This window comes from Oryzobacter telluris (assembly GCF_043099285.1).
GTDB lineage: Bacteria > Actinomycetota > Actinomycetes > Actinomycetales > Dermatophilaceae > Oryzobacter > Oryzobacter telluris.
In genome coordinates this window covers 2,723,058-2,746,178 of record NZ_CP170723.1, presented here as the reverse complement: position 1 = coordinate 2,746,178, position 23,121 = coordinate 2,723,058, and the positions used below count along the sequence as shown (strand labels likewise).

The 23,121-nt window shown below is 73.5% G+C and carries 20 protein-coding genes; 15 read left to right on the top strand and 5 right to left on the bottom strand.

Annotated features, from left to right (window positions below):
* The first annotated feature begins 3 nt into the window (after positions 1-3).
* The 3 genes from ACFLFB_RS12620 to ACFLFB_RS12610 all read left to right on the top strand — a co-directional run bounded on the left by ACFLFB_RS12620 (position 4) and on the right by ACFLFB_RS12610 (position 2,021).
* Complete coding sequence (locus ACFLFB_RS12620; protein ID WP_392542531.1) at positions 4-555, top strand: FMN-binding protein; 552 nt, start codon at positions 4-6, stop codon at positions 553-555.
* An 80-nt stretch (positions 556-635) separates the two neighbouring features.
* On the top strand, positions 636-1,331 hold the full coding sequence (locus tag ACFLFB_RS12615; RefSeq protein WP_392542530.1) for an FAD:protein FMN transferase: 696 nt from the start codon (positions 636-638) through the stop codon (positions 1,329-1,331).
* Between the two features lie 363 nt (positions 1,332-1,694).
* Positions 1,695-2,021: a hypothetical protein gene (locus ACFLFB_RS12610; protein WP_392542529.1), complete on the top strand. Its 327-nt coding sequence runs from the start codon at positions 1,695-1,697 to the stop codon at positions 2,019-2,021.
* Positions 2,022-2,326: 305 nt separating this feature from the next.
* Here ACFLFB_RS12610 and ACFLFB_RS12605 read toward each other — a convergent pair whose 3' ends face one another.
* From ACFLFB_RS12605 to ACFLFB_RS12595, 3 genes are read right to left on the bottom strand one after another with little or no spacing between them, the layout of a single operon-like run.
* Positions 2,327-4,312 (bottom strand): thioredoxin domain-containing protein, encoded by a 1,986-nt coding sequence (locus ACFLFB_RS12605; protein ID WP_392542528.1) that lies wholly within the window; start codon positions 4,310-4,312, stop codon positions 2,327-2,329.
* 42 nt (positions 4,313-4,354) lie between these two features.
* Positions 4,355-5,260 carry an aminoglycoside phosphotransferase family protein gene (locus ACFLFB_RS12600; RefSeq protein ID WP_392542527.1) on the bottom strand — a complete coding sequence of 302 codons (906 nt, stop codon included), beginning with the start codon at positions 5,258-5,260 and terminating at the stop codon, positions 4,355-4,357.
* 3 nt (positions 5,261-5,263) lie between these two features.
* Positions 5,264-6,223: a hypothetical protein gene (locus tag ACFLFB_RS12595; protein WP_392542526.1), complete on the bottom strand. Its 960-nt coding sequence runs from the start codon at positions 6,221-6,223 to the stop codon at positions 5,264-5,266.
* Positions 6,224-6,327: 104 nt separating this feature from the next.
* Between ACFLFB_RS12595 and rimP the strand changes: the two genes are divergently transcribed.
* The 10 genes from rimP (at position 6,328) to ACFLFB_RS12545 (ending at position 17,876) form a co-directional block, all read left to right on the top strand.
* Complete coding sequence (rimP, locus tag ACFLFB_RS12590) at positions 6,328-6,849, top strand: ribosome maturation factor RimP (protein ID WP_392542525.1); 522 nt, start codon at positions 6,328-6,330, stop codon at positions 6,847-6,849.
* 2 nt (positions 6,850-6,851) lie between these two features.
* Positions 6,852-7,916 carry a transcription termination factor NusA gene (gene nusA / locus ACFLFB_RS12585; RefSeq protein ID WP_392542524.1) on the top strand — a complete coding sequence of 355 codons (1,065 nt, stop codon included), beginning with the start codon at positions 6,852-6,854 and terminating at the stop codon, positions 7,914-7,916.
* 11 nt (positions 7,917-7,927) lie between these two features.
* Positions 7,928-8,275, top strand: a complete 348-nt coding sequence (locus ACFLFB_RS12580) for a YlxR family protein (protein ID WP_392542523.1) — start codon at positions 7,928-7,930, stop codon at positions 8,273-8,275.
* Positions 8,276-8,367: 92 nt separating this feature from the next.
* Positions 8,368-11,214: a translation initiation factor IF-2 gene (infB, locus tag ACFLFB_RS12575; RefSeq protein WP_392542522.1), complete on the top strand. Its 2,847-nt coding sequence runs from the start codon at positions 8,368-8,370 to the stop codon at positions 11,212-11,214.
* 301 nt (positions 11,215-11,515) lie between these two features.
* A complete protein-coding gene (locus tag ACFLFB_RS12570; protein WP_392542521.1) occupies positions 11,516-12,331 on the top strand; it encodes a DUF4262 domain-containing protein in 816 nt (271 codons plus the stop codon).
* Positions 12,332-12,434: 103 nt separating this feature from the next.
* Positions 12,435-12,905 (top strand): 30S ribosome-binding factor RbfA, encoded by a 471-nt coding sequence (rbfA, locus tag ACFLFB_RS12565; protein ID WP_392542520.1) that lies wholly within the window; start codon positions 12,435-12,437, stop codon positions 12,903-12,905.
* On the top strand, positions 12,906-13,817 hold the full coding sequence (truB, locus tag ACFLFB_RS12560) for a tRNA pseudouridine(55) synthase TruB (protein WP_392542519.1): 912 nt from the start codon (positions 12,906-12,908) through the stop codon (positions 13,815-13,817).
* Positions 13,818-13,827: 10 nt separating this feature from the next.
* Positions 13,828-14,790, top strand: coding sequence for a bifunctional riboflavin kinase/FAD synthetase (locus tag ACFLFB_RS12555; protein WP_392542518.1), 963 nt, complete (start codon positions 13,828-13,830; stop codon positions 14,788-14,790).
* Positions 14,754-15,884, top strand: a complete 1,131-nt coding sequence (locus tag ACFLFB_RS12550) for an FtsW/RodA/SpoVE family cell cycle protein (protein ID WP_392542517.1) — start codon at positions 14,754-14,756, stop codon at positions 15,882-15,884. The genes ACFLFB_RS12555 and ACFLFB_RS12550 overlap by 37 nt, the downstream gene beginning before the upstream one ends.
* A 120-nt stretch (positions 15,885-16,004) precedes the next feature.
* Positions 16,005-17,876, top strand: a complete 1,872-nt coding sequence (locus tag ACFLFB_RS12545) for an AMP-dependent synthetase/ligase (protein ID WP_392542516.1) — start codon at positions 16,005-16,007, stop codon at positions 17,874-17,876.
* A gap of 81 nt (positions 17,877-17,957) precedes the next feature.
* On the opposite strand, the gene ACFLFB_RS12540 is transcribed toward ACFLFB_RS12545, so the two are convergent.
* A complete protein-coding gene (locus ACFLFB_RS12540) occupies positions 17,958-18,539 on the bottom strand; it encodes a protein-L-isoaspartate O-methyltransferase (RefSeq protein WP_392542515.1) in 582 nt (193 codons plus the stop codon).
* Between the two features lie 2 nt (positions 18,540-18,541).
* Positions 18,542-19,921: a dihydrolipoyl dehydrogenase family protein gene (locus ACFLFB_RS12535; protein WP_392542514.1), complete on the bottom strand. Its 1,380-nt coding sequence runs from the start codon at positions 19,919-19,921 to the stop codon at positions 18,542-18,544.
* 162 nt (positions 19,922-20,083) lie between these two features.
* On the opposite strand from ACFLFB_RS12535, the gene ACFLFB_RS12530 reads away from it, so the two are divergent.
* On the top strand, positions 20,084-22,054 hold the full coding sequence (locus ACFLFB_RS12530; RefSeq protein WP_392542513.1) for a TIGR03960 family B12-binding radical SAM protein: 1,971 nt from the start codon (positions 20,084-20,086) through the stop codon (positions 22,052-22,054).
* A 72-nt stretch (positions 22,055-22,126) separates the two neighbouring features.
* Positions 22,127-23,074, top strand: a complete 948-nt coding sequence (locus ACFLFB_RS12525) for an acyl-CoA thioesterase (RefSeq protein WP_392542512.1) — start codon at positions 22,127-22,129, stop codon at positions 23,072-23,074.
* Positions 23,075-23,121 lie beyond the last annotated feature (47 nt).

The window sequence follows — 23,121 nt, the reverse complement described above, 5'->3', positions numbered from 1 at the left end:
CCCATGCGCCGCATCACCCTCTGGATCGCCAGCACCGTCTCGGCCCTGGTGCTCCTCTTCAGCTACCACACCTCGACCAACGCCACCGCGGCCACGAGCGTCGTCGCCCAGGGCGCCAACGGGGCCTCGGGGTCGACCGACTCGTCCGGCAGCACCACCGACTCGTCGGGGACGAGCTCGTCTGACGCCACGGGCTCGACGGACTCGTCGGGGTCGACGGACTCGTCGAGCGGCTCGACGGACTCCAGCGGCTCGACGGCCACGACGCCGTCGTCGGGCGCGAAGGCCTACACCGGCGACGCCGTCGGCACCCGCTACGGCGACGTCCAGGTCGAGATCACCGTCACCGACGGGAAGGTCACCGCCGCCAAGGTGGTCCAGGTCCCGTGGAACGACCACAAGGACCAGGAGATCAACAGCCGCGCGGTCCCCATCCTCAACGAGGAGGCCGTGTCCACCCAGAGCGCCGACATCGACATGGTCTCCGGCGCCACCTACACCTCCGAGGGCTACATCGGCTCCCTCCAGTCGGCCCTGGACCAGGCCAACCCGTGACCCGCCTGGCGATCCCGGGGGCACCCGTGGCGACGGCACCGACGCGACGCGCGTGGGTGCAGGACGTCATGGGGACCTCCGTGAGCGTCCACGTCCGGGCGGTCGACCCGCAGCGGGAGGTGGTCGAGGCGGCGGTGGCGCGCGTGTTCTCGCACCTGCGCCGCGTCGACGCCGTCCTCAGCACCTGGCGGGCCGACAGCGACCTGCTGCGCCTGCAGCACGGCGAGGCGACCGACCCCGACGCGCTGCACCCTTGGGTGGCCGACGTCGCGGAGCTCTGCCTCGAGGCCGAGGACCGCACCGACGGCCTGTTCGCGGCCTGGCGGCACCGCCCCGGCGGGCGCACGGTCTTCGACCCCACGGGCCTGGTGAAGGGCTGGGCGGTCGCGGGCGCCGCCGCTCACCTCGATGTCGTGCCGGGCGTCTCGTACGCCGTCGGGGCCGGGGGAGACGTCACGGTGGGGGTCGGGCCGGGCGCGACCGACGACCCGTCGCCCTGGCGCATCGGTGTCGAGGACCCGGATGACGCGAGCCGGGTCCGGGAGGTCGTCGAGGTCCGGCGGGGCGGGGTGGCGACGTCGGGTGCCGCCCGGCGCGGCGCCCACATCGTGGATCCGGCTTCAGGAGAAGGGATCTCGCGCCCGGGGTCGGTCACCGTGGTCGGTCCCGACCTGCTGTGGGCGGACGTCTGGGCGACCGCGGCGTGGGTCGATGCCGCGCGCGCCGGCCGGCTGATGGCCTCCCGCGACACGGCCTACCGGATCCTCGCGTCCTGACCACGAGAAGTGGGGCCTCGGTGGTTCGGGCGACACGCCGTGCCAACTGGACATTCTTCGTTCGAACGGAAAATGTAAACCCTTGCGCAGTGGTAGTGCAGCGCTGCTACTCTTCGAGGACTCAGTCGGGTTTCAGCAGGGGAGCGCGACGTTGAGCCAATAGGTAGTGCCATGTCTCAATCGCAGGGGATTGAGGTGCGTCGGCCGAGCCGCCGCACCATCGCAACCGGAGCAGCCTGGGCTGTTCCCGTCATCGCCGTCGGGGCCGCAGCGCCCCTCGCATCGGCCAGCGGAACGCCGTGTGTGCCAACGTTCACAGCCACCGGTGACTCGAAGAAGTGCTGTGCAGGCAGCGTCAAGAACATGAAGGTCATCGTCCAGGTCAGCGACCCGACGGGCTGTATCAACCCCACCTCGAGCATCTGCGTCACGGATGTGACGCTCGGCAACGGGCAGGACAACGGGACCTTGGTCTTCGTGCCCTCCGGCAGCGCCCCGGGATCGGCAGATGGGCCGTGCCTGACCGAGAACGGCACCTTCACCGTGTACCTCCTCGACACCGACTCGTGCACCGTGAACCTTTTGGTGCACTTCTCGATCGACGGTGGTCCGGTCCAGATCACCCCGCTCAAGTCGGACAACATTCCCAGCGGCAACGCCAACGCTGAGTTCTGCGTGCCCCCGGCCTAACATGATCGGCCGCCCGAGCGATCGGGCGATCGGACGTGCGCTCCTCACGGAGTGCGCGCCCACAGCTCCTCTGTGGTGCCCGCAATCCCCTCGGGGGCGGCTCGCGCCCGCTGGTGCTGGCGGATGCCGAGAAGGCGGCGACCCCACCGGGACGCACGCCCGGTCGGGGACGTCTTTCCTCTGTGCCTCTCGGCATCCGTACGGGGCGTGAACAGCGGTGGTGCGTGGCTGTCGTGCGACGGCCACGCACCACCGCGGTCCCCCTCGGCACGGCCGTCACCAGGCGGCCGTGCCGAGGGCACGCCTCAGCGCACGAGGGCGCGCAGCTCCTCCGGCGACCCCACGGGCCGGTCGCACACGAACCCACGGCACACGTAGGCGGCCGGGTTCCCCTGCAGCAGTGGACGGTTCGCGAGCAGCGCCACGCCGCGCGCGTCCGGCGCGCCGTGAGCCAGCACCAGCCCCGGTGACGTCGACGCCCTGACCACCGCGAGCAACGACTCAGCCTGCGACCCGTCGCCCACGACGGCCACCTGCAGCGGTCCGGCGAGCACCGCCTCGGCGACGGCCAGGGTCCATCCGCCGAACCGCGGGTCCTGCGCCGCCACGGCACCGCACGCGTCGAGGGCCCGGCCCGCGGCCTCACGGTGCCGCACCGACCCCGTGAGCGAGGACAGCGTCAGCAGGGCCCCGGCCAGGGCCGACGCACCGCTCGGTTCCGCGAGGTCGGTGCGGGCAGCGGGACGCGCGAAGAGGGCGGACGCGTCGTGCGCGGTGTCGTGCAGCGTCCCGTCGCCGTCGACGAAGAGCGCCAGCGCGTCGTCGAGGAGGCGCTCGGCGCCAGCGAGCCAGGAGGCGTCGCCGCTCGCCTGGTACAGCGCGAGGAGACCCTCGGCGAGGTCGGCGTGGTCGTCGAGGACGGCCGGGGCCGCACCCACCCTCCCTCCCCGCGAGGTCCGGCGCAGCCGGCCGTCGACGACGTGGGTGGCCAGGACGAAGGCCGCCGCCGCGCGGGCCGCGTCGAGGAGGTCGGGCCGGTCGAGGAGGACGCCCGCCTCCGCGAGCCCGGCCACCGCCAGGCCGTTCCACGCCGTGACGACCTTGTCGTCGCGCGCCGGCTGCGGCCGGGTGCCACGGGCCGCGAGGAGGCGCGAGCGCACGTCCTCCCACCACGCCTCGTCGTCGGGGTCGGTGCGCCGCTGGAGGGTGGACACACCCTCCTCGAAGGTCCCGGACGCCGTCACCGACAGCAGGTCGGCTGCGCGCGCCCCGTCGTCCGCCCCCAGCACGTCCACCAGCTGGGCCGGCGTCCAGGCGTAGGTCAGCCCTTCGTGGGAGTGGCCGTCCACGACCGTGTCGGCGTCGAGGGCCGAGGCGAGCGCCCCCTCGGGGGTGCCGAGGTCGCGGACGAGGAAGTCGGCGGTCTCCTCGGCCACGCGCCGGGCGAGCGGGTCACCGGTGGCCCGCCAGAGGTGGAGGTAGACCCGCAGCAGCTGGGCGTTGTCGTAGAGCATCTTCTCGAAGTGCGGCACGACCCACGCGGCGTCGACGCTGTACCGCGCGAAGCCGCCGGCCAGCTGGTCGTACATCCCGCCTCGGGCCATCGCCGACGCCGTGGCCCGCACCATCGCGAGGGCGTCGGCGTCGCCGGTGCGGGCGTGGTGGCGCAGCAGGAACTCCAGGACCGAGGACGGCGGGAACTTCGGGGCGCTGCCGAAGCCGCCGCGGGCGTCGTCGTGCTCGCCGCGCAGGCGCCGGACGGCGGTGTCGCACACCGCGGCGTCGACCACGCTCGGCGCCGGGGGTGCTGTGACCTCCCGCAGCCGGGCCGCCACATTGGCCCCGGAGGCGAGGACCCGCTCGCGGTCGGTGCGCCAGAGGTGGTCGGCCTGGGCGAGCAGCTGCATCAGCTGCGGCTTGGGCAGGTAGGTGCCGGCGAAGAACGGGTCGCCGTCGGTGGTGAGCAGGCACGTCATCGGCCAGCCACCGGCGCCGGTGAGGGCGGTCGTCGCGGCCATGTACACGGCGTCGACGTCAGGGCGCTCCTCGCGGTCGACCTTCACGGCGACGAAGCCGGCGTTCACGGCCGCGGCCACCTCGTCGTCCTCGAAGCACTCGTGCGCCATGACGTGGCACCAGTGGCAGGCGGCGTAGCCGACCGAGAGGAGGACCGGGACGTCGCGTCGTCGGGCCTCGGCGAACGCGTCGTCGCCCCACTCCCACCAGTCGACCGGGTTGTCGGCGTGCTGGAGGAGGTAGGGGGACAGGGAGGCGGCGAGCCGGTTCGGCATCACCCCACCGTAGGCGTCACGGCTGACGGCGCACCGGTCGCGTCACTCGTCGAGGGCCTTGGCGAGGGCGATGCTGAACGAGACCTCCTCGGCGTTGTCGTCGTCGAGGGCCCACACGGCCTCGACGCCGCAGCGGACGATGGTCCACCAGCGGGCGACGTCCTCGTCCACCCCGGCGGCGTCGCACCAGACCTCGAGGCGGCGGCGCACCGACCAGCGCAGCGCCGCTCCCGTGCCCAGCTCGTCGCGACGGTTGCGCAGCACGGCGTGCAGGTCCCAGCCCGGGTGGCCGGCCCGCGGCTGCGGGTCGATGGCGAGCCACGGCTCCCGCGACCCGGCGAGGACGTTCTCGTAGTGGAGGTCCCCGTGCACGAGGGTCGCGTCGGCGGACGGGTCGCTCGACAGCTCGGCGAGCAGCCCGGTGCACCGCGCCACCAGCCGGCGCGGGAGGGCGTCGCGCTGGGCCGCCTCGGCGAGCCAGCCGCCCGCCCACGGGCCCACCGGGGGCAGTGCCGCGGGGGCCGGCCGGTGCAACCGGGCGAGGAGCCCGCCGATGACCTCGCACCCGGCGTCGCTGTCGAGGGATCGCAGGTCGGTCTCGGCGTCGAGCCGCTCGAGCAGGAGCAACCCGTCCGACGGCAACGCGGCCACGAGGCGCACCGCCCCGTCGCCGCCCCACAGCCGCAGCGCCAGCGGTTCGCCGTCGGTGTCGACGCTGCGGCGCACGACCTTGAGGGCCAGCGGCTCCCCGTCGCGCAGCACGGGCGCCACGACGGCCGTCCACCCGGTGCGCAGCGGACCGTCGGGCACGAGGTCCCACCGCTCGAAGGCGCTCGCCAGGAGCCGCTGGGCCTGCGTGGCCCACTCGGCACCCGAGGGGCCACCCTCGGCCGGGAGCCGCGAGATCCACGCCAGCCAGTCGGCCGGGACCACGGGGACCTGCGTCACGGGTCAGGCCAGCCCGGGGAACGGCTCGAGGTCGACGCCCCAGCGGTGGGCCTCGACCTCCACCGTGCCGAGCCACCGCACGCCGGCGGCGAGCCCGGCACCCGCGTGCTCGGCGACGAGCGGGGCGAGGAGGGCGCCGAGGTCGGCCCGCAGTGCGGAGAGGACCTCGCGCGCCAGGCGCGCGGCATCCGCGGCGGTCTTCACGGCGAACGGCAGGGGGTGGCCCAGCGCTGACTCGGATCGCGCGCCGCCGGCGAGCTGGTCGGTGCGCAGCCCGCGCAGCACGACGAGGGTCGCGTCGGACCGGTCGCGCTGGCGCGCCTGCGACCGGGCGCTCACGACCTCGAGCAGCCAGATGGCCGCCTCCGTGAGGGCGACCGCTCGCGCCACGGTGTCGCCGCCGACCGGGTCGGCGGGGACGTCGGGCGTGCGTCCGGCGAGCAGGGTGGCGGCGGCGTAGCGCTGGGCGTGCAGGGCCGCCACCGTGGCGCGCAGGTCGGTCTCGACGTCGACGAACGTCCCGGCGGACGCCGCGGCTGCGGCCTCGTCGGACGCGAGGGCGGTCCGGCCGTCGGCGCCGGCCGACGTCGTCGGGGAGGCGGAGGGAGACGCCGAAGGGCTCGCGCTCGCGGTCCCCGCACCCGGCCCGTCGACGGAGGCCGCAGGCACCTGGCGGCGCAACAGGGTGGTGCGCAGCACCGTGTGCTGGCGGCGGTGCACGGCCGCGATGTCGGCCGCGAGGTCGCCGTCGAGGGCCGCCGCGGCGGTGGCGAGGGCCAGCGTCTCGCGTATCAGCGCGACGAGCGCGGCCTCGGCCGGGAGGGGGGTCCGCGTGGGCACGAGGGGCACCCGGGGGGCGTCGTCCTCGAGCCGGATCCCGCACGCGGCGGTGGGCAGCAGGGCCGCGCCGAGGAGGGCGGTGAGCACGCGGCGACGGCCGACGTCCCCTCCTCGCTGCGGCATGCGCCCATCGTCGCACGGGGTTTCGGGGCGGGTTCGGTGGTGGCCTAGAGTGGGGACGTCGGCCCCACGGCCGACACCTAACTGCAGAGAGGAGAGGCACCAGCATGGCCAACGCCGAGCACATCCGCCCCGTCCTCGAGCAGGCCCTCGCGGCCAGCGGACTCGTCCTCGACGACGTCGCGGTCACCACCGCGGGCCACCGCCGCGTCGTCCGGATCCTCGTGGACCGCGACCTGGGCACCGACCCCGAGGTCGTCACCGAGGCCACCGAGCCCCTCTCCCTCGACGAGGTCGCCGACGCGACCCGCCTCGTCAGCGACGCGCTCGACGCGTCCGACGCGATGGGGGAGCAGCCCTACACCCTCGAGGTCTCCTCGCCGGGGGTCGGCCGCCCGCTCACCGAACCGCGACACTACCGCCGCAACGTCGGCCGCCTCCTCGAGCTCCACCGCGCCGACGACGAGGTCATCGGCCGGCTCACCGCCGCCTCCCTCAGCGAGGCCACGATCGAGGTCCCTGCGGCCCGCAAGACACCCGCCCGTACCGAGACGGTGTCCTACGCGGACGTCCGCAAGGCCGTCGTGCAGGTGGAGTTCGCCCGCCACGACGAGAGCAAGGAGAGCTGAGCATGGACATCGACCTGGCCGCACTGCGCGCCATCGAGCGCGAGCGCGGGATCGCCCTCGACGTGCTGATCCCGGCGATCGAGCAGGCCCTCGTCCTGGCCTACCAGCGCACCGACGGGCACTTCCGCTCCTCCCGCGCCGAGCTCGACCGCAAGACCGGACACGTCGTGATCTGGGCCCGCGAGGAGCACGAGATCGAGCCCGAGGAGGGCGCGGTCGACGAGGACGGCGACCCGGCACGCCCCCGCCGCGAGCTCGGCCCCGAGTTCGACGACACCCCCACCGGCTTCGGCCGGGTGGCCGCCGCCACCGCGCGGCAGGTCATCGTGCAGCGGCTGCGCGACATCGAGGACGACGCGATCCTCGGCGACTTCAAGGGCCGCGAGGGCGACATCGTGGCCGGCATCATCCAGCAGAGCCCCGACCCGCGGCACGTCACCGTCGACTTCGGCACGGTCGAGGGGATCCTCCCGCTCGCCGAGCAGGTGCCGGGGGAGCAGTACGTGCACGGCCAGCGGCTGCGCTGCTTCGTCGTGTCGGTCAAGCGCGGCCCCCGCGGCCCGCAGATCGGCCTGTCGCGCACCCACCCGAACCTCGTGAAGAAGCTCTTCGCCCTCGAGGTGCCCGAGATCGCCGACGGCAGCGTCCAGATCGAGGCCCTGGCCCGCGAGGCCGGGCACCGCACGAAGATCGCGGTGCACACCAAGGTCGCCGGGCTCAACGCCAAGGGCGCCTGCATCGGCCCGATGGGCGCCCGCGTGCGGGCCGTGATGAGCGAGCTGCACGGCGAGAAGATCGACATCGTCGACTTCGTCGACGACCCCCAGGCCTTCATCGCGGCGGCCCTGTCGCCGGCGCGCGTGAACTCCGTGGAGATCGTCGACCGCCAGCTGCGCTCGGCCCGCGTCGTCGTCCCCGACTACCAGCTGAGCCTGGCGATCGGCCGCGAGGGCCAGAACGCCCGCCTCGCGGCGAAGCTGACCGGCTGGCGCATCGACATCCGGCCCGACATCGAGCCCGCCGCCGCGCCCTCCACGGGAACCGGTGACACCCCCGACCGCGCGTAGGCGGTAGACTGGTGGAGATCGACCGGACTGGACTCCGGCCGCGCGGCCCGGTGCGCACGTGCATCGGGTGTCGTGGGGCGGATAGCCGGTCGACACTCCTGCGAGTGGTCCTCGGACCCGGTGGCGGAGGCCTCACGGTCCTCGTCCCCGATCCCGAGCGGGCTCGGCCGGGGCGCGGCGCATGGCTGCACCCCACCATCTCGTGCCTCGACCTCGCCGTCCGCCGCCGGGCGTTCGGTCGCGCGCTGCGCAGCAGCACGCCGACCGACCACACAGCGGTCGACGACTGGGTCAGGGCCCACGCGCAGGAACCACCGAACGACCAGCCAGTAGAGCACCACGACCGGAAGCGGGTTTGACGCTGATGAGCACCCGATGAGTACTCAGCGATGAGCACCCCCCAGCTGTAACGACGGTCCGGCCAGACGGCACGGACCTGGACAGGAGAGATGTGTCTAAAGTCCGTGTGAGCGCCCTCGCCAAGGAGCGCGGAGAGACGAGCAAGATCGTCCTCGAGCGCCTGAACGAGATGGGCGAGTACGTCAAGAGCGCCAGCTCGACGATCGAGGCGCCGGTGGTCCGGCGCTACAACGAGAAGTTCCCGGCCGACTCCGGCAAGGCCGAGTCGACCGCCAAGAAGGCCCCGGCCCGTCCGGCGGGCCCGGCCAAGCCGGCCGCCGCGGCTGCCCCGGCGGCTTCCGCCCCGGCCGCCCCCGCTGCTCCGGCTGCGCCCGCGTCCCCGGCCGCTCCGGCTCCCGCCGCGGCACCGGCTGCCCCGGCGGCCTCCGCGCCGGCGGCTCCCGCGGCCTCCGCACCCGCTCCGAGCGCCCCGGCGCCGTCGCGACCTGCGGCTCCCGCCCCCAGCGCCCCGGCGCCGACCCCGAGCGCCCCGGCGCCCGCGGCCCCGGCTGCTCCGGTCGCTCCGGCCGCCCGTGAGGGTGGCGCCGGCCAGGGTGGCGCCCGCCCCCCGCGTCCCGGCGCCCCGCGCCCGGGCAACAACCCCTACGCGCCCAGCCAGGGCATGGGTCGTCAGCGCGAGGCCGCTGCGCGTCCGGGCAACAACCCGTTCGCCCCGAGCCAGGGCATGCCGCGTCCGCAGAGCCGTCCCGGTGGGCCCCGTCCCGCCGGTGGCGCCCCCGCCGGCCCCGGTGGTCCCCGCCCCGGTGGTCCGCGTCCCAGCCCCGGCATGATGCCCGACCGCAGCGCGGTCGCCCGTCCCGGTGAGCGCCCCGCCCGCGGTGGCGCCCGTCCCGGCGGCCCCGGTGGTCCCGGTGGCCGTCCGGGTGGTCCGGGCGGTGGCGGCGGCTTCGCCGGTCGTCCCGGCGGCGGCGGTCGCGGCGGCGGTTTCACCGGTCGCGGTGGCACCGCTGGTGCCTTCGGTCGCGGTGGTGGCCGTCCCGGTCGCGCCCGCAAGTCCAAGCGCGCCAAGCGCCTCGAGTTCGAGGAGATGCAGGCACCGTCGATCGGCGGCGTCAGCGTCCCCCGCGGTGACGGCACCACCGTCATCCAGATCCGCCAGGGCGCGAGCCTGTCCGACTTCGCCGACAAGATCGACGCCAACCCCGGTGCGCTCGTCACCGTGCTGTTCCACCTCGGTGAGATGGCCACGGCGACGCAGAGCCTGGACGAGGACACCTTCCGTCTCCTCGGCGGCGAGCTCGGCTACGACATCCGCATGGTCTCGCCGGAGGAGGAGGAGCGCGAGCTCTTCGACTCCTTCAACATCGACCTGGAGACGGGCATCGAGGGCGAGGACGACGAGGACCTCCAGGCCCGTCCGCCGGTCGTGACCGTCATGGGTCACGTCGACCACGGCAAGACGCGCCTCCTCGACGCCATCCGCAACGCGGAGGTCGCGGCCGGAGAGGCCGGCGGCATCACGCAGCACATCGGCGCCTACCAGATCCACAAGGAGCACGAGGGCGTCGAGCGGGCCATCACCTTCGTCGACACCCCGGGCCACGAGGCGTTCACCGCCATGCGTGCCCGTGGTGCCAAGGTCACGGACATCGCGATCCTCGTCGTCGCCGCCGACGACGGCGTCATGCCGCAGACCATCGAGGCGCTCAACCACGCCCAGGCCGCGGACGTGCCGATCGTCGTCGCCGTCAACAAGATCGACGTCGAGGGCGCGAACCCGTCCAAGGTCCGCCAGCAGCTCACCGAGTACAACCTCGTCGCCGAGGAGTACGGCGGCGAGACGATGTTCGTCGACGTCTCCGCGAAGCAGGGACAGAACATCGACCAGCTGCTCGAGGCCGTGCTCCTCACGGCCGACGCGGCCCTGGACCTGCGGGCCAACGCCGAGCGCGACGCGCGCGGCATCGCCATCGAGGCCAACCTGGACAAGGGGCGCGGCGCCACGGCGACCGTCCTCATCCAGTCGGGCACGCTGCGCGTCGGTGACGCCATCGTCGCGGGCTCCTCGCACGGACGTGTCCGCGCGATGCTCGACGAGCACGGCAACAACGTCGCGGAGGCCCTGCCCTCGCGTCCCGTGCAGGTGCTCGGCCTGTCCTCGGTCCCGCGGGCCGGCGACACCTTCGTCGTCGCCCCCGACGACCGCACCGCGCGCCAGATCGCCGAGAAGCGTGAGGCGGCCGACCGTCAGGCGAGCCTGGCCAAGGCCCGCAAGCGCATCTCCCTCGAGGACCTCAACGAGGCCCTCGCGGCGGGCAAGGTCGACACCCTCAACCTCATCCTCAAGGGTGACGTGTCGGGTTCGGTCGAGGCCCTGGAGGACGCGCTCCTCCAGATCGACGTCGGCGACGACGTCGACCTGCGGATCATCGACCGCGGTGTCGGCGCCATCACGCTGAACAACATCAACCTCGCGATGGCGTCCAACGCCGTCATCATCGGCTTCAACGTCCGAGCCGAGGGGCAGAACGCCGAGGTCGCCGAGCGCGAGGGCGTCGAGATCCGGTACTACTCGGTCATCTACCAGGCGATCGAGGAGATCGAGCTGTCCCTCAAGGGCATGCTCAAGCCGGAGTACGAGGAGGTCGAGCTCGGCACCGCCGAGATCCGCGAGATCTTCCGCTCGTCCAAGTTCGGCAACATCGCCGGGTCGATCGTCCGCAGCGGCGAGATCAAGCGCGGCACCAAGGCGCGCATCACGCGCAACGGTGTCGTCGTGGCCGAGAACGTCGAGATCGCCGGCCTGCGCCGGTTCAAGGACGACGTCACCGAGGTCCGCGAGGGCTTCGAGTGCGGCATCAACCTGGGGTCGTACAACGACCTCCAGCTCGAGGACCTCATCGCGACGTACGAGATGCGCGAGAAGCCGCGAGCCTGACCCCGTCGCGGGGAGGTCTGTCAGGGTCATGACCCGGATGACCTTCCCCACGACACGCACCGCGAGGGCGGCATCCACACCGGATGCCGCCCTCGTCGCTACCTGTGGATGACGGGCCGGCCCTTGTCGGCAGGTCCGCCTACCGTGGGCGCTACGCGAGGAGCTCGGGGAGAGCGACCAAGGGGAGGACGGAATGGGCGACCAGGGGAACCACGACGGGATGGGACCGCTTCCGGCGGCGCCCGGGTGCGGGTGCCACGTGTGCCGCCCGGACCCCCGCTACGACGAGGGCGACCGCCGCGTGATCGACACGGTCCTGCAGCACGGCTGGCAGGTGCTGGCGGTGTCCGACGACGGGTGCTGTGAGGACCCGGGTCATCACGAGCACGCCGACGCGGAGTCCGGTCCGCCTTTCGCCTACACGGTCGGGTTGGGGCACCGCTGTGCCCATCCCGAGATCCTCATGTCCGGACTCGACCTCGGTCTCATGCACGGGGTGCTCAACAGCGTGGCTCAGCGCGTCATGGCAGGCCGACGACTGCGCGCCGGTGACGTGCTCGAGGACGTGCTCGGCGGCGTTCCGGTCGTCGTCGCCGAGGTCCGCGAGGAGGCCCTGCGCGAGACGGTCACCTGGTCGGGCTGGTTCCACCGGCGCGTGCCCGAGGCGCTCGTCGTCGTGTGGCCGACCATGTCCGGAGTCTTCGCCTGGCAACCGGGCGCGCCCGACGTCCTGGACGAGCTGCAGCCTCCTGCGTGGCGCGTTCCCCAGGACCCACCCGAAGGGCTGGAGCAGGATCCCGCCTGGACCTTCCCCGTCCCGCCGGACCGGACGGCGTTCTCGTGCACCCACGTCGTCGACGAGGGTGCGGCCGTGCTGTGGGTCGCGCGCCAGTCGGACCCGGACCGCGGGGAGGACTGGAGCCTGCACTGCGGCGCGGCGGGCCACGACGCCGACGAGATGCGCGGCGTGCACCTCGCCCACCTGGTGCGTGGCGCACCGAGTGTCCGGGCCCTCAGCGGCCTGGGCCTCGACGTCGAGGCATTCCGCCAGGACACCGACTCGGACTGGACCCTGACCCGCTGCCGGTGGAGAGCTGAGCCCGCTTCGCGGGTGTGACACGGGGCGAGCCCCGTCCCACGGAGGCCGGCCGCTCCCGTCCAAGGGACGCCTCACTACAGTTGAGGCCGTCCCTCGTCCCGACGAGCCCCAGGAGAACACCGTGGCCGACACCGCCCGCGCCCAGAAGGTCGCCGACCGGATCAAGACCCTGACCGCCGCGAACCTCGGCTCCATCGTCAAGGACCCCGACCTCGGGTTCGTCACCGTCACCGACGTCCGCGTCACCGGTGACCTGCAGCACGCGTCGCTCTTCTACACCGTCTTCGGCGACGAGCGGCAGCGCGCCGTGACCGCCAAGATCCTCGAGGAGAACAAGGGCAAGCTGCGCTCCTTCGTCGGCAAGCAGCTCGGCATCCGGCTCACGCCGTCGCTGGAGTTCATCGCCGACGCCATCCCCGAGAACGCCGCCCACATCGACGACCTCCTGCGGGCCGCGCGCGAGAAGGACGCCGAGGTGGCCGCGGCCGCCGCCGGCGCCGTGCACGCCGGCGAGGCCGACCCGTACAAGAAGGACCGCGAGGACGAGGACGACGAGCTCGCCACCGAGCCGGTCGACCAGGATGCGCGCTAGGTGACCGACGGCCTCCTCGTCGTCGACAAGCCGCAGGACTGGACGAGCCACGACGTCGTCGCACGCTCGCGCCGGCTGTGCGGCACCCGCAAGGTCGGCCACGCCGGGACCCTGGACCCGATGGCGACCGGCGTGCTCGTCCTCGGGGTGGGCCGCGCCACGCGGCTGCTGACCTTCCTCGTCGGCTGCGACAAGGACTACACCGCCACGGTGCGGCTGGGCCAGGCTACGGTCACCGACGACGCCGAGGGCGAGGTCACGGCTGCCGCGGGGGCACCGGGGCTCACCCGTGACGCCGTCGTCGCGGCCGTCGTCGGCCTCACCGGCGAGATCCAGCAGGTCCCGAGCTCGGTCAGCGCCATCAAGGTCAAGGGCGAGCGGGCCTACCACCGCGCGCGGGCGGGGGAGGACGTGGCGCTGCCGGCGCGGCCGGTCACCGTCTCGCGCTTCTCGGTCGGCGAGGTTCGGGCGCTCGAGGTCGAGGGCGTGCCGGTGGTCGACGTCGACGTCGAGGTCACCGTCTCCTCCGGCACCTACGTGCGGGCCCTGGCCCGCGACCTCGGCGCCGCGCTCGGCACCGGGGGACACCTCACCGCGCTGCGCCGCACGCGGGTCGGCGGGTTCGGCATCGAGGACGCCCAGCCGCTGGCCGACCTCGAGGCCCGGCTGGCCGCCGGCACCCCGATGCCGATCACGCCCATCGCCGACGCCGCCCGCGCGGCGTTCGTCGTGCGCGACCTCGACGCCGCCGAGGCCAGGACGCTGGGGTTCGGCCAGCGGCTGGCGTCGGCCGTGCCCGGACGCGCCGAACCGGTCGCCGCCATCGGCCCCGACGGCACCCTCGTGGCCATGCTCGACGAGACACGTCCCACCGCGCGCAGCCTCGTCGTCTTCGCCCCGGCGAGTTCGTAGAGTGGTGCCCGTGCACCGCTGGACCGACCCCACGGCGACGCCCGAGGCCCTGCGGCCCTGCGTCGTCACCCTCGGCAACTTCGACGGCGTCCACCGGGGGCACCGGGCCGTGCTGGCGGCACTCGTCGAGGCCGGCCACCGTCTCGACCTGCCCACCGTGGCCGTGACCTTCGACCAGCACCCCATCGCCCTGCTCCGCCCCGACGAGGCGCCCGCGGTCATCACGCCGCCGGCCCAGCGCGACGAGCTGCTCGCCGACACCGGCCTCGACGGGCTCCTCGTGCTGGAGTTCACCCGCGAGTTCGCCCAGCAGAGCCCCGAGGAGTTCGTCCGCTCGGTGTTCGTCGAGGGCCTGGGCGCGCGCTGCGTCGTCGTCGGCCACGACACCCGCTTCGGGTACCGCAACTCCGGCGACGTCTCGACCCTGCAGGCGCTGGGCGAGCAGCTCGGCTTCGAGGTCGTCGCGCTGGAGGACATCGGCAACGGGGAGCGGTTCTCCTCCACCGCCGTCCGCGCCCTCCTCGCCGAGGGCGACGTGTCCGCTGCCGCCGGCATCCTCGGTCGCCCGCACCGCGTCGTCGGCACCGTCGTCCACGGCAACCACCGCGGCCGCGACCTCGGCTTCCCCACCGCGAACCTGTCGGCCGACGCCCTCGGCCTCGTGCCCCAGGAGGGCGTCTACGCCGGCTGGCTGACCCGGCTCGACCAGCCCGAGGACGCCACCGACCGCACCATGCCCTGCGCCATCAGCGTGGGCACCAACCCGACGTTCGACACCCGCGACCGGCGCACGGTGGAGGCCTACGTCCTCGACCGCGACGACCTCGACCTCTACGACGAGCAGGTGATGGTCGAGTTCACGGCGCACATCCGGCCGACGCTGCGCTTCGAGAGCGTCGACGAGCTGACCGACGCGATGACCCAGGACGTCGCGCGGTGCCGCGAGCTGCTGGCGAAGATCGTCACCGCCTGAGCGGGTGGGCCCGGCACGACGTCGGGCTCTACCTCGCGGCCGCCGGCACCTCCGTCGTGGGCGGGTTGCTCGTCTGGTCGGCGACGGCGCACACCGACGGCACGGCCTACCTCGTGCGGCACCTGCTGGCCTCGACCGTCGGCCTCGTCCTCGCCGTCATGGTGAGCCGGGCCGGTCAGGCGCGGCTGCGGGTGGGGGCGCCGGTGCTCTACGGACTGGCGCTGCTCGCCCTCGTGGCGGTGCTGACCCCGGTGGGGCTGACGGTGAACGGGTCGCGCTCCTGGATCCCGCTCGTCGGGGGGTTCACCCTCCAGCCGGCGGAGCTGGTCAAGGTCGGGCTGTGCGTCCTCCTCGCGGCGGTGCTGGCCGCCCCGGCCGAGCGGGGGCGGGCGCCGGGCACCCGTGAGGTGCTCGTCGCGGCGGCGCTCGTCGCGCTGCCGGTGGGCCTGGTCCTCCTCCAGCCCGACCTCGGCTCGGCCGCGGTGGTGCTCGCGATGGGGGCGGTCCTCGTCGCCGTGGCGGGGGTCCCGCGCCGGTGGCTCGTCGGTGCGGTGGTCCTCGCGGCCGCGGTGGTCGTCGTCGCGCTGACCACCCCCGTCCTCAGCGACTACCAGCGCGACCGCCTCGCCGCCTTCGCCGACCCCTCGGCCGACCCCCAGGGCAGCGGCTACCAGACGCGGATGGTGCGCCTCGCCATCGGCGCGGGCGGACTGTGGGGCCAGGGGTTCATGAACGGTCAGCGGACCCAGGGCGGCGACGTGCCCTACCAGCTCAACGACTTCGTCTTCTCCGTGGCGGGGGAGGAGCTGGGTTTCGTCGGGGCCACCGGGCTGCTGCTGCTCCTCGGTTTCGTCGTGCTGCGGGTGCTGCGCGTGGCGGCCCGGTCGCCGGAGCCGTTCGGTCGGCTCGTGGCGGTGGGGGTCGCCGCGTGGCTGGCCGTGCAGGTGGTGCAGAACGTCGGGATGAACCTCGGGCTGCTCCCCGTCACGGGGCTGCCGCTGCCGTTCGTGTCGTACGGCGGGTCCTCGATGGTCGTGTCGTGGCTCGCGGTCGGGCTCGTCGACGCGGCGCACACCGCGGGTCGCGACCGCTGACCCGTCCGGCGAGCCGCCCCATCACGAAAGCGACTCGCCGGTAACCAACGCATTCCCTCTGTGGCTCCGCTGTGACAGGATTCGCGCACCAACGCCCCCAATGTCGAGGACGATGCCGCGATGCTCACCGCTTCTCCCCAGATCCACGCTCCCTCCGACGAGCCCGTGGACCACGCCGTGCTGGAGAACCGCGCGCAGAGCGTGGGGCACCTCTTCCGCGACCGGGTCACGGCCACCCCCGACCGGCCCGCGTTCCTCCACGCCATCGTCCGCGAGGGCGGCGACGAGTGGGTCACCGAGTCGTGGAAGGACGTCGACACCGTCGTCCGCGAGATCGGGGCCGGCCTCGTGGCCCTGGGCGTCGACCCCGAGGACCGGGTCGCCATCGCGTCGAGCACGCGCTACGAGTGGGCGCTGGCCGACCTCGCCATCATGGTGAGCGGCGGCGCCACCACGACGATCTACCCCACGACCATCGCCGACGACGTCGCGTTCATCCTCGCCGACTCCGGCACCAAGGTCGTCTTCGCCGAGAACGCCGAGCAGCTCGACAAGCTGCGCTCCATCCGGGCGCAGATCCCCGGCGTCACCCGGGTCGTCGTCTTCGACGGGCAGTCCGACGACGACGCGTGGACCCTCAGCCTCGACGACGTGCGCACCCTGGGCCGCGAGTACCTCGAGGGCGACCCGGGCGGCATCGACGCCCGCATCGACCGCATCCAGCCCGACCAGCTCGCGACGATCATCTACACCTCGGGCACCACCGGGCGCCCCAAGGGCGTGCGGCTGCGGCACAGCTCGTGGACCTACGAGGCCGCGGGCACCGAGTCGATCGACATCCTCCACGAGGACGACCTGCAGTACCTCTGGCTGCCGCTCGCGCACGTGTTCGGCAAGGTGCTGCTCACCCTGCCGCTGCAGATCGGCTTCCCCACCGCCATCGACGGCCGGATCGACAAGATCGTCGACAACCTCGCCGTCGTCAAGCCCACCTTCATGGGCGCCGCGCCGCGCATCTTCGAGAAGGCCTACGGCCGGATCTCGATGATGATGGCCGCCGAGGGCGGGCTCAAGGCGAAGCTGTTCACCTGGGCCAGCGACGTCGGCCGCGAGGTCAGCATCCTGCGCGAGCAGGGCAAGAACCCGTCCGGGATGCTCGCCCGGAAGTACGCCATCAGCGACAAGATCATCGGCGCGAAGATCCGCGAGCGCTTCGGCGGGAACATCCGCTTCTTCATCTCCGGCTCGGCCGCCCTCAACGGCGACATCGCCCGATGGTTCGACAGCATGGGCATGCAGATCGCCGAGGGCTACGGGCTCACCGAGTCCAGCGCCGCCTCGTTCGTGGCGCGGACCAAGGCGTACCGGTACGGCACGGTCGGCTGGGCGCTGCCCGGCACCGAGATCCACCTCGCCGAGGACGGCGAGGTCCTGCTCCGTGGTCCCGGGATCATGGAGGGGTACCACAACAACCCCGAGGCGACGGCCGAGGCGCTCGACGCCGACGGCTGGCTGCACACCGGCGACATCGGCGAGCTCGACGACCGCGGCTTCCTGCGGATCACCGACCGCAAGAAGGACCTGTTCAAGACGAGCGGCGGCAAGTACGTCGCGCCCTCGATCATCGAGTCGACGTTCAAGGGCCTGTGCCCCTACGCCAGCCAGCTCGTCGTCTACGGGGCCGACCGCAACTTCGTCTCCGCCCTCATCACCCTCGACCCCGACGCCATCGCCGGCTGGGCCGCCCAGAACGGGATGGAGGGGAAGTCCTACCAGGAGATCGTGGCCTCGGACGCCGTGCGCGAGATGGTGCAGGGCTACGTCGACCAGCTCAACGCCGGGCTCAACCGGTGGGAGACGATCAAGAAGTTCACCATCCTCGAGCACGACCTCACGGTCGAGGAGGGCGAGCTGACGCCCTCGCTGAAGCTCAAGCGCAAGGTCGTCGCGGAGAAGTACAAGGACCTGCTCGACGCCCACTACGCGGGCTGACCCCCACGCCGAGCCCGCTCGGCACGACGCCCGGACCACCTCCGTCGGTCCGGGCGTCGCCGTGTGCGGCCTCGGTCGGACTCAGCCGCCGATGAGGGGGACGAAGCGGTAGCGGCCGTGCGTGGTGGTGTGGCGGCCTCCCGTGGCGGGGTCGTCGAGGACGACCCGCGTCATCAGGCCGTCGACGGGGACGACGAGGACGCCACCGGGGGCGAGCTGGGCCACGAGGGCCTCGGGGAGGTGCCGGGCCATCGCCGAGACGAGCACGCGGTCGAAGGGTGCGTCGTCGGGGGCGCCGAGGACGCCGGGGGAGGCGGCGCGGATCACGGCGTGGGACAGGCCTGTTCGCGCGAGGTTGCGTCGGCCGAAGTCGACGAGGTCGTCGACCAGCTCGAGGCCGAGGACCTCGCCGGTCGGCCCGACGAGCTCGGCGAGCAGGGCGGTGGTCCAGCCGGAGCCGGACCCGACGTCGAGCACGCGGTGGCCGGGTCGGACGTCGAGGAGCTCGAGCATCGCCGCCACGGTGCGCGGCTGGCTGTTGGTCTGGCCGTGGCCGATGGCGAGCGGGCCGTCGTGCGCGGCCTCGGGTCGAGCGGCGCGGGGGAGGAAGAGGACGCGCGGCTGGGCCGCCATCGCGGCGGCGACCCGGTCCGCGGGACCCACGCTCACTCCTCGAGGGCGGCCAGCGCGGTCTCGACGGCGCGGTGGAAGGTCGGGTAGGCGAACACCATGCCCCGCAGGGTGGCCACGGGGACGCGCGCGTGCACGGCGGTCGCGAGCATCGACAGGACCTCGCCGCCGCTCGGGCCGACGGCGGTGGCGCCGACGAGCGTCCCGGTGGCGCGGTCGGCGACGAGCTTGATGACGCCCTCGCCGCCGGGGCCGTGGATCCAGCCGCGCGTGGAGCCCGACAGCGGGGTGCTGCCGGTGGCGACGTCGAGGCCGGCGTCGCGGGCCTGCTGCTCGGTCAGCCCCACCGACCCGACCTCGGGGTCGGTGAAGGTGACGCGGGGGACCGCGTGGTACTCGGCCTCGCGGTCGCCGCGGCCCAGGACGTCGTCGAGGGCGATGCCGGCCTGGTACATCGACAGGTGGGTGAACGCGCCCTTGCCGGCGATGTCGCCGACCGCCCAGAGCCGCTCGCCCGCGCGCATCCGGCCGTCGGTGGCGATGCTGCGGGCGGCCGGGTCGAGCCCGACGGTCTCCAGCCCGATGTCGTGGAGGTTGGGGCGTCGACCGGCCGCGACGAGGAGGCGGTCGGCGCCGAGGTCGAGGTCGGTGCCTCCCGCATCCGTGACGGCCACGGTGAAGCGGCCCTCGGCGTGGTCGACCCGGCGGATCTTCGCGCCCGCGAGCACCCGGACGCCCTCGGCGGCGAACGCGGCGGCGACGACCTCGGAGGACTCCGGCTCCTCCAGCGCGAGGATCCGCGGCGCGACCTCGACGAGCGAGACCTCGGTGCCGAAGCGGGCGAACGCCTGGGCCAGCTCGGCCCCGATCGCGCCGCCGCCGATGACGACCATCGACGCGGGAAGGTCGGGGGTGGCGAGGACGTCGCGGTTGGTCCAGAACGGGGTGTCGGCGAGGCCGTCGACGGGTGGGGCGGCCGGCGCCGTGCCCGTGTTGAGGACGACGCCTCGGCTCGCGACGAACCGCTGGTCGCCGACGACGACGGTGCCCACGCCATCGAGGCGGCCGTGACCGCGGACGAAGCGGACCCCGGCCCTCTCGAGGCGCTCGACGGCGACGGTGTCGTCCCAGTCGTCGGTGGCCTCGTCGCGGATGCGGCGGGCGACGACCGACCAGTCGGGGGCGACCTCGGCCGTGCCGGCCAGCGCCGCGACCCGGCGGGCCTCGGCGAGCGAGCCGGCCGCGCGGATGACCATCTTCGAGGGGATGCAGCCGTAGTAGGGGCACTCGCCGCCGACGAGGCGCTTGTCGACGCCGACGACGGTGAGGCCGGCCTTCGCGGCCTCGGTGGCGAGGTGCTCGCCGCCGGGCCCGAGGCCGAGGACGACCAGGTCGACGGGCGTGTCCGTGGTCATGCCCCCATCCCAGCACCCGCGGCCGCCCCGGTCGACCTCCCACCCCCTCCACTCATGGCGCTGGGTGAACGCATCTGGCCCGATTCGCGTTCACGGGTCGCGAACAGTGGGGAGGATCGGCGGCGTTTTGGGTGGTTCGGCGCGGCGACCTACCCTTGGGGGATGCCCGGTCAGTCCGTCTTCCGCTCCCTCGAGCCGCTCCTCGAGCAGGTGAGCAAGCCGATCCAGTACGTCGGCGGCGAGCTGAACTCCACGGTCAAGGACTGGGACGTCGCCGGCGACGCCACCGTGCGGTGGTCGCTGATGTACCCCGACGCCTACGAGGTCGGCGTGCCGAACCAGGGCGTCATGATCCTGTACGAAGTCCTCAACGAGCGGCCCGACGCCCTGGCCGAGCGCACCTACGCGGTGTGGCCCGACCTCGAGGCCCTGATGCGCGAGCACGGCGTCCCGCAGTTCACCGTCGACGCGCACCGCCCCGTCGGTGACTTCGACCTGTTCGGCCTGTCGTTCTCCACCGAGCTCGGCTACACGAACATGCTCACCGCGCTCGACCTCGCCGGCATCCCGCTGCACGCCGCCGACCGCGACGACAGCCACCCCCTTGTCATCGCCGGCGGCCATGCGGCCTTCAACCCCGAGACGATCGTCGACTTCGTCGACGCCGCCGTGGTGGGCGACGGCGAGGAGGCCGTCCTCGCCATCACCGACCTCGTCGGCGCGTGGAAGCGCGAGGGCCGACCCGGTGGCCGACGAGAGATCCTCCTGCGCCTGGCGCGCACGGGTGGCGTCTACGTCCCGGCGTTCTACGACGTCACCTACCTGTCCGACGGGCGCATCCAGCGCGTCGCCCCGAACGCGCCCGGCGTGCCGTGGCGCGTCTCGAAGCACACCGTCATGGACCTCGACGCCTGGCCGTACCCGAAGCAGCCGCTCGTGCCGCTGGCCGAGTCGGTGCACGAGCGGATGTCGGTCGAGATCTTCCGCGGCTGCACCCGCGGCTGCCGCTTCTGCCAGGCCGGGATGATCACCCGCCCGGTGCGCGAGCGCTCCATCACCGGCATCGGCGAGATGGTCGAGCGCGGCCTGGCCGCAACGGGATTCGAGGAGGTGGGCCTGCTCTCCCTGAGCTCGGCCGACCACTCCGAGATCGCCGACGTCGCCAAGGGCCTGGCCGACCGCTACGAGGGCACCAACACCGGTCTGTCGCTTCCCTCCACGCGCGTCGACGCTTTCAACATCGACCTCGCCAACGAGCTGACCCGCAACGGGCGCCGCTCGGGGCTGACCTTCGCGCCCGAGGGAGGGTCGGAGCGGATCCGCAAGGTCATCAACAAGATGGTGACCGAGGAGGACCTCATCCGCACCGTCTCGGCCGCGTACGGCGCGGGCTGGCGGCAGGTGAAGCTCTACTTCATGTGCGGCCTGCCCACCGAGACCGACGAGGACGTCCTGCAGATCGCCGAGCTGGCGAAGCGCGTCATCGAGACCGGCCGTGAGGTCAGTGGCCGCCGCGACATCCGGTGCACCGTCTCCATCGGCGGGTTCGTGCCCAAGCCGCACACTCCGTTCCAGTGGGCCGCGCAGCTCGGCGCCGAGGAGACCGACGCCCGCCTGGCCAAGCTGCGGGAGGCCATCCGCGCCGACCGCCGCTTCGCCAGCGCCATCGGGTTCCGCTACCACGACGGCAAGCCCGGCATCGTCGAGGGACTGCTCTCGCGCGGTGACCGCCGGGTCGGCCGCGTCATCGAGGCCGTGTGGCGCGACGGCGGCCGCTTCGACGGCTGGTCCGAGCACTTCTCCTACGACCGCTGGATGGCCGCGGCCGAGCGCGAGCTGCCGGCGTTCGGTATCGACGTCGCCTGGTACACCACCCGCGAGCGCGGGGAGTCCGAGGTCCTGCCCTGGGACCACATCGACTCCGGGCTCGACAAGGAGTGGCTCTGGCAGGACTGGCTCGACTCGCTCGACGAGACCGAGGTCGACGACTGCCGCTGGACCCCGTGCTTCGACTGCGGCGTCTGCCCGCAGATGAACACCGAGATCGAGATCGGCCCCACCGGCGTCAAGCTGCTGCCGCTCACCGTCCTCGGCTCCGGCCGCGAGGCGATGCGCGAGCACACCCACGCCTGACCGACGGACTCGGGCGCGGCGCGGCCGCACCGGGTGGGAGAGTGTGGCCACCCGTTCCCGAGGAGGTCGCCCGTGGGCGAGCACCGGCCACCCGCCGAGATCACGCTGCGCTTCCTCGCCGCGCCCACGGATGCCGGGCGCTCGGGGTCGGTGTCGGCCGGCCGGGTCCTGGAGTGGATCGACAAGGCGGGGTACGCCGCGGCCGCCGGCTGGGGTGGCACCTACGCCGTGACCGCCTACGTCGGCAACGTCCGGTTCACCCGGCCCGTCGAGGTCGGTGAGCTCGTCGAGGTGACGGCGCGCGTCGTCCTCACCGGGCGCAGCTCGATGCACGTGACCGTCGACGTCGCGTCCGGTCCGCCGCGCACCCGCGAGCTCGCGCCGGCGACCCGCTGCCTCATGGTCTTCGTGGCCGTCGACGACGAGGGCCGCTCGACGCCCGTGCCGACGTTCGCGCCCGCGACCCTGGGGGAGGAGCTGCAGCAGGCGTGGGCCGTGCGGCGGGCCGACCTGCGCGCCGAGGTCGAGACGGCGATGGCGGGGGTCGAGTACACCGACGCCGGGACGGCGCCGCGGGTGTCGCTGCGCTTCCTCGCGGCGCCGACCGACGTCAACTGGGGCGGCAAGGTGCACGGCGGCATCGTCATGCGCTGGATCGACGAGGCCGCCCACGTCCTCGCGACGCAGTGGACCGGGGACGCCCACAACGTCGCCATCTTCACCGGGGGAGTGCGCTTCTACCGGCCGCTGCGGATCGGCCACCTCGTCGAGGTCGAGGCGCGGCTGCTGCACACCGGCCGCACCTCGATGCACATCGGCGTCCACGTGCGGTCGGGTGACCCCACCGCCGTGCCCGAGGGGATGGAGCTGACCACGTACTGCCGCACCATCTTCGTGGGGATCGACGACGAGCGACGGGCCGTGCCCTGCCCCACGTGGGTCCCCGCCAACGACGAGGACCGGGTGCTCGACGCCCACGCCGTCGAGCTCGTGAGGATCCGCGAGCGCTTCGGCGACTGAGCGACCCCGGCTGGCCTCGCCTCCCCGGTCGTCGGGCCCGCTCCTGC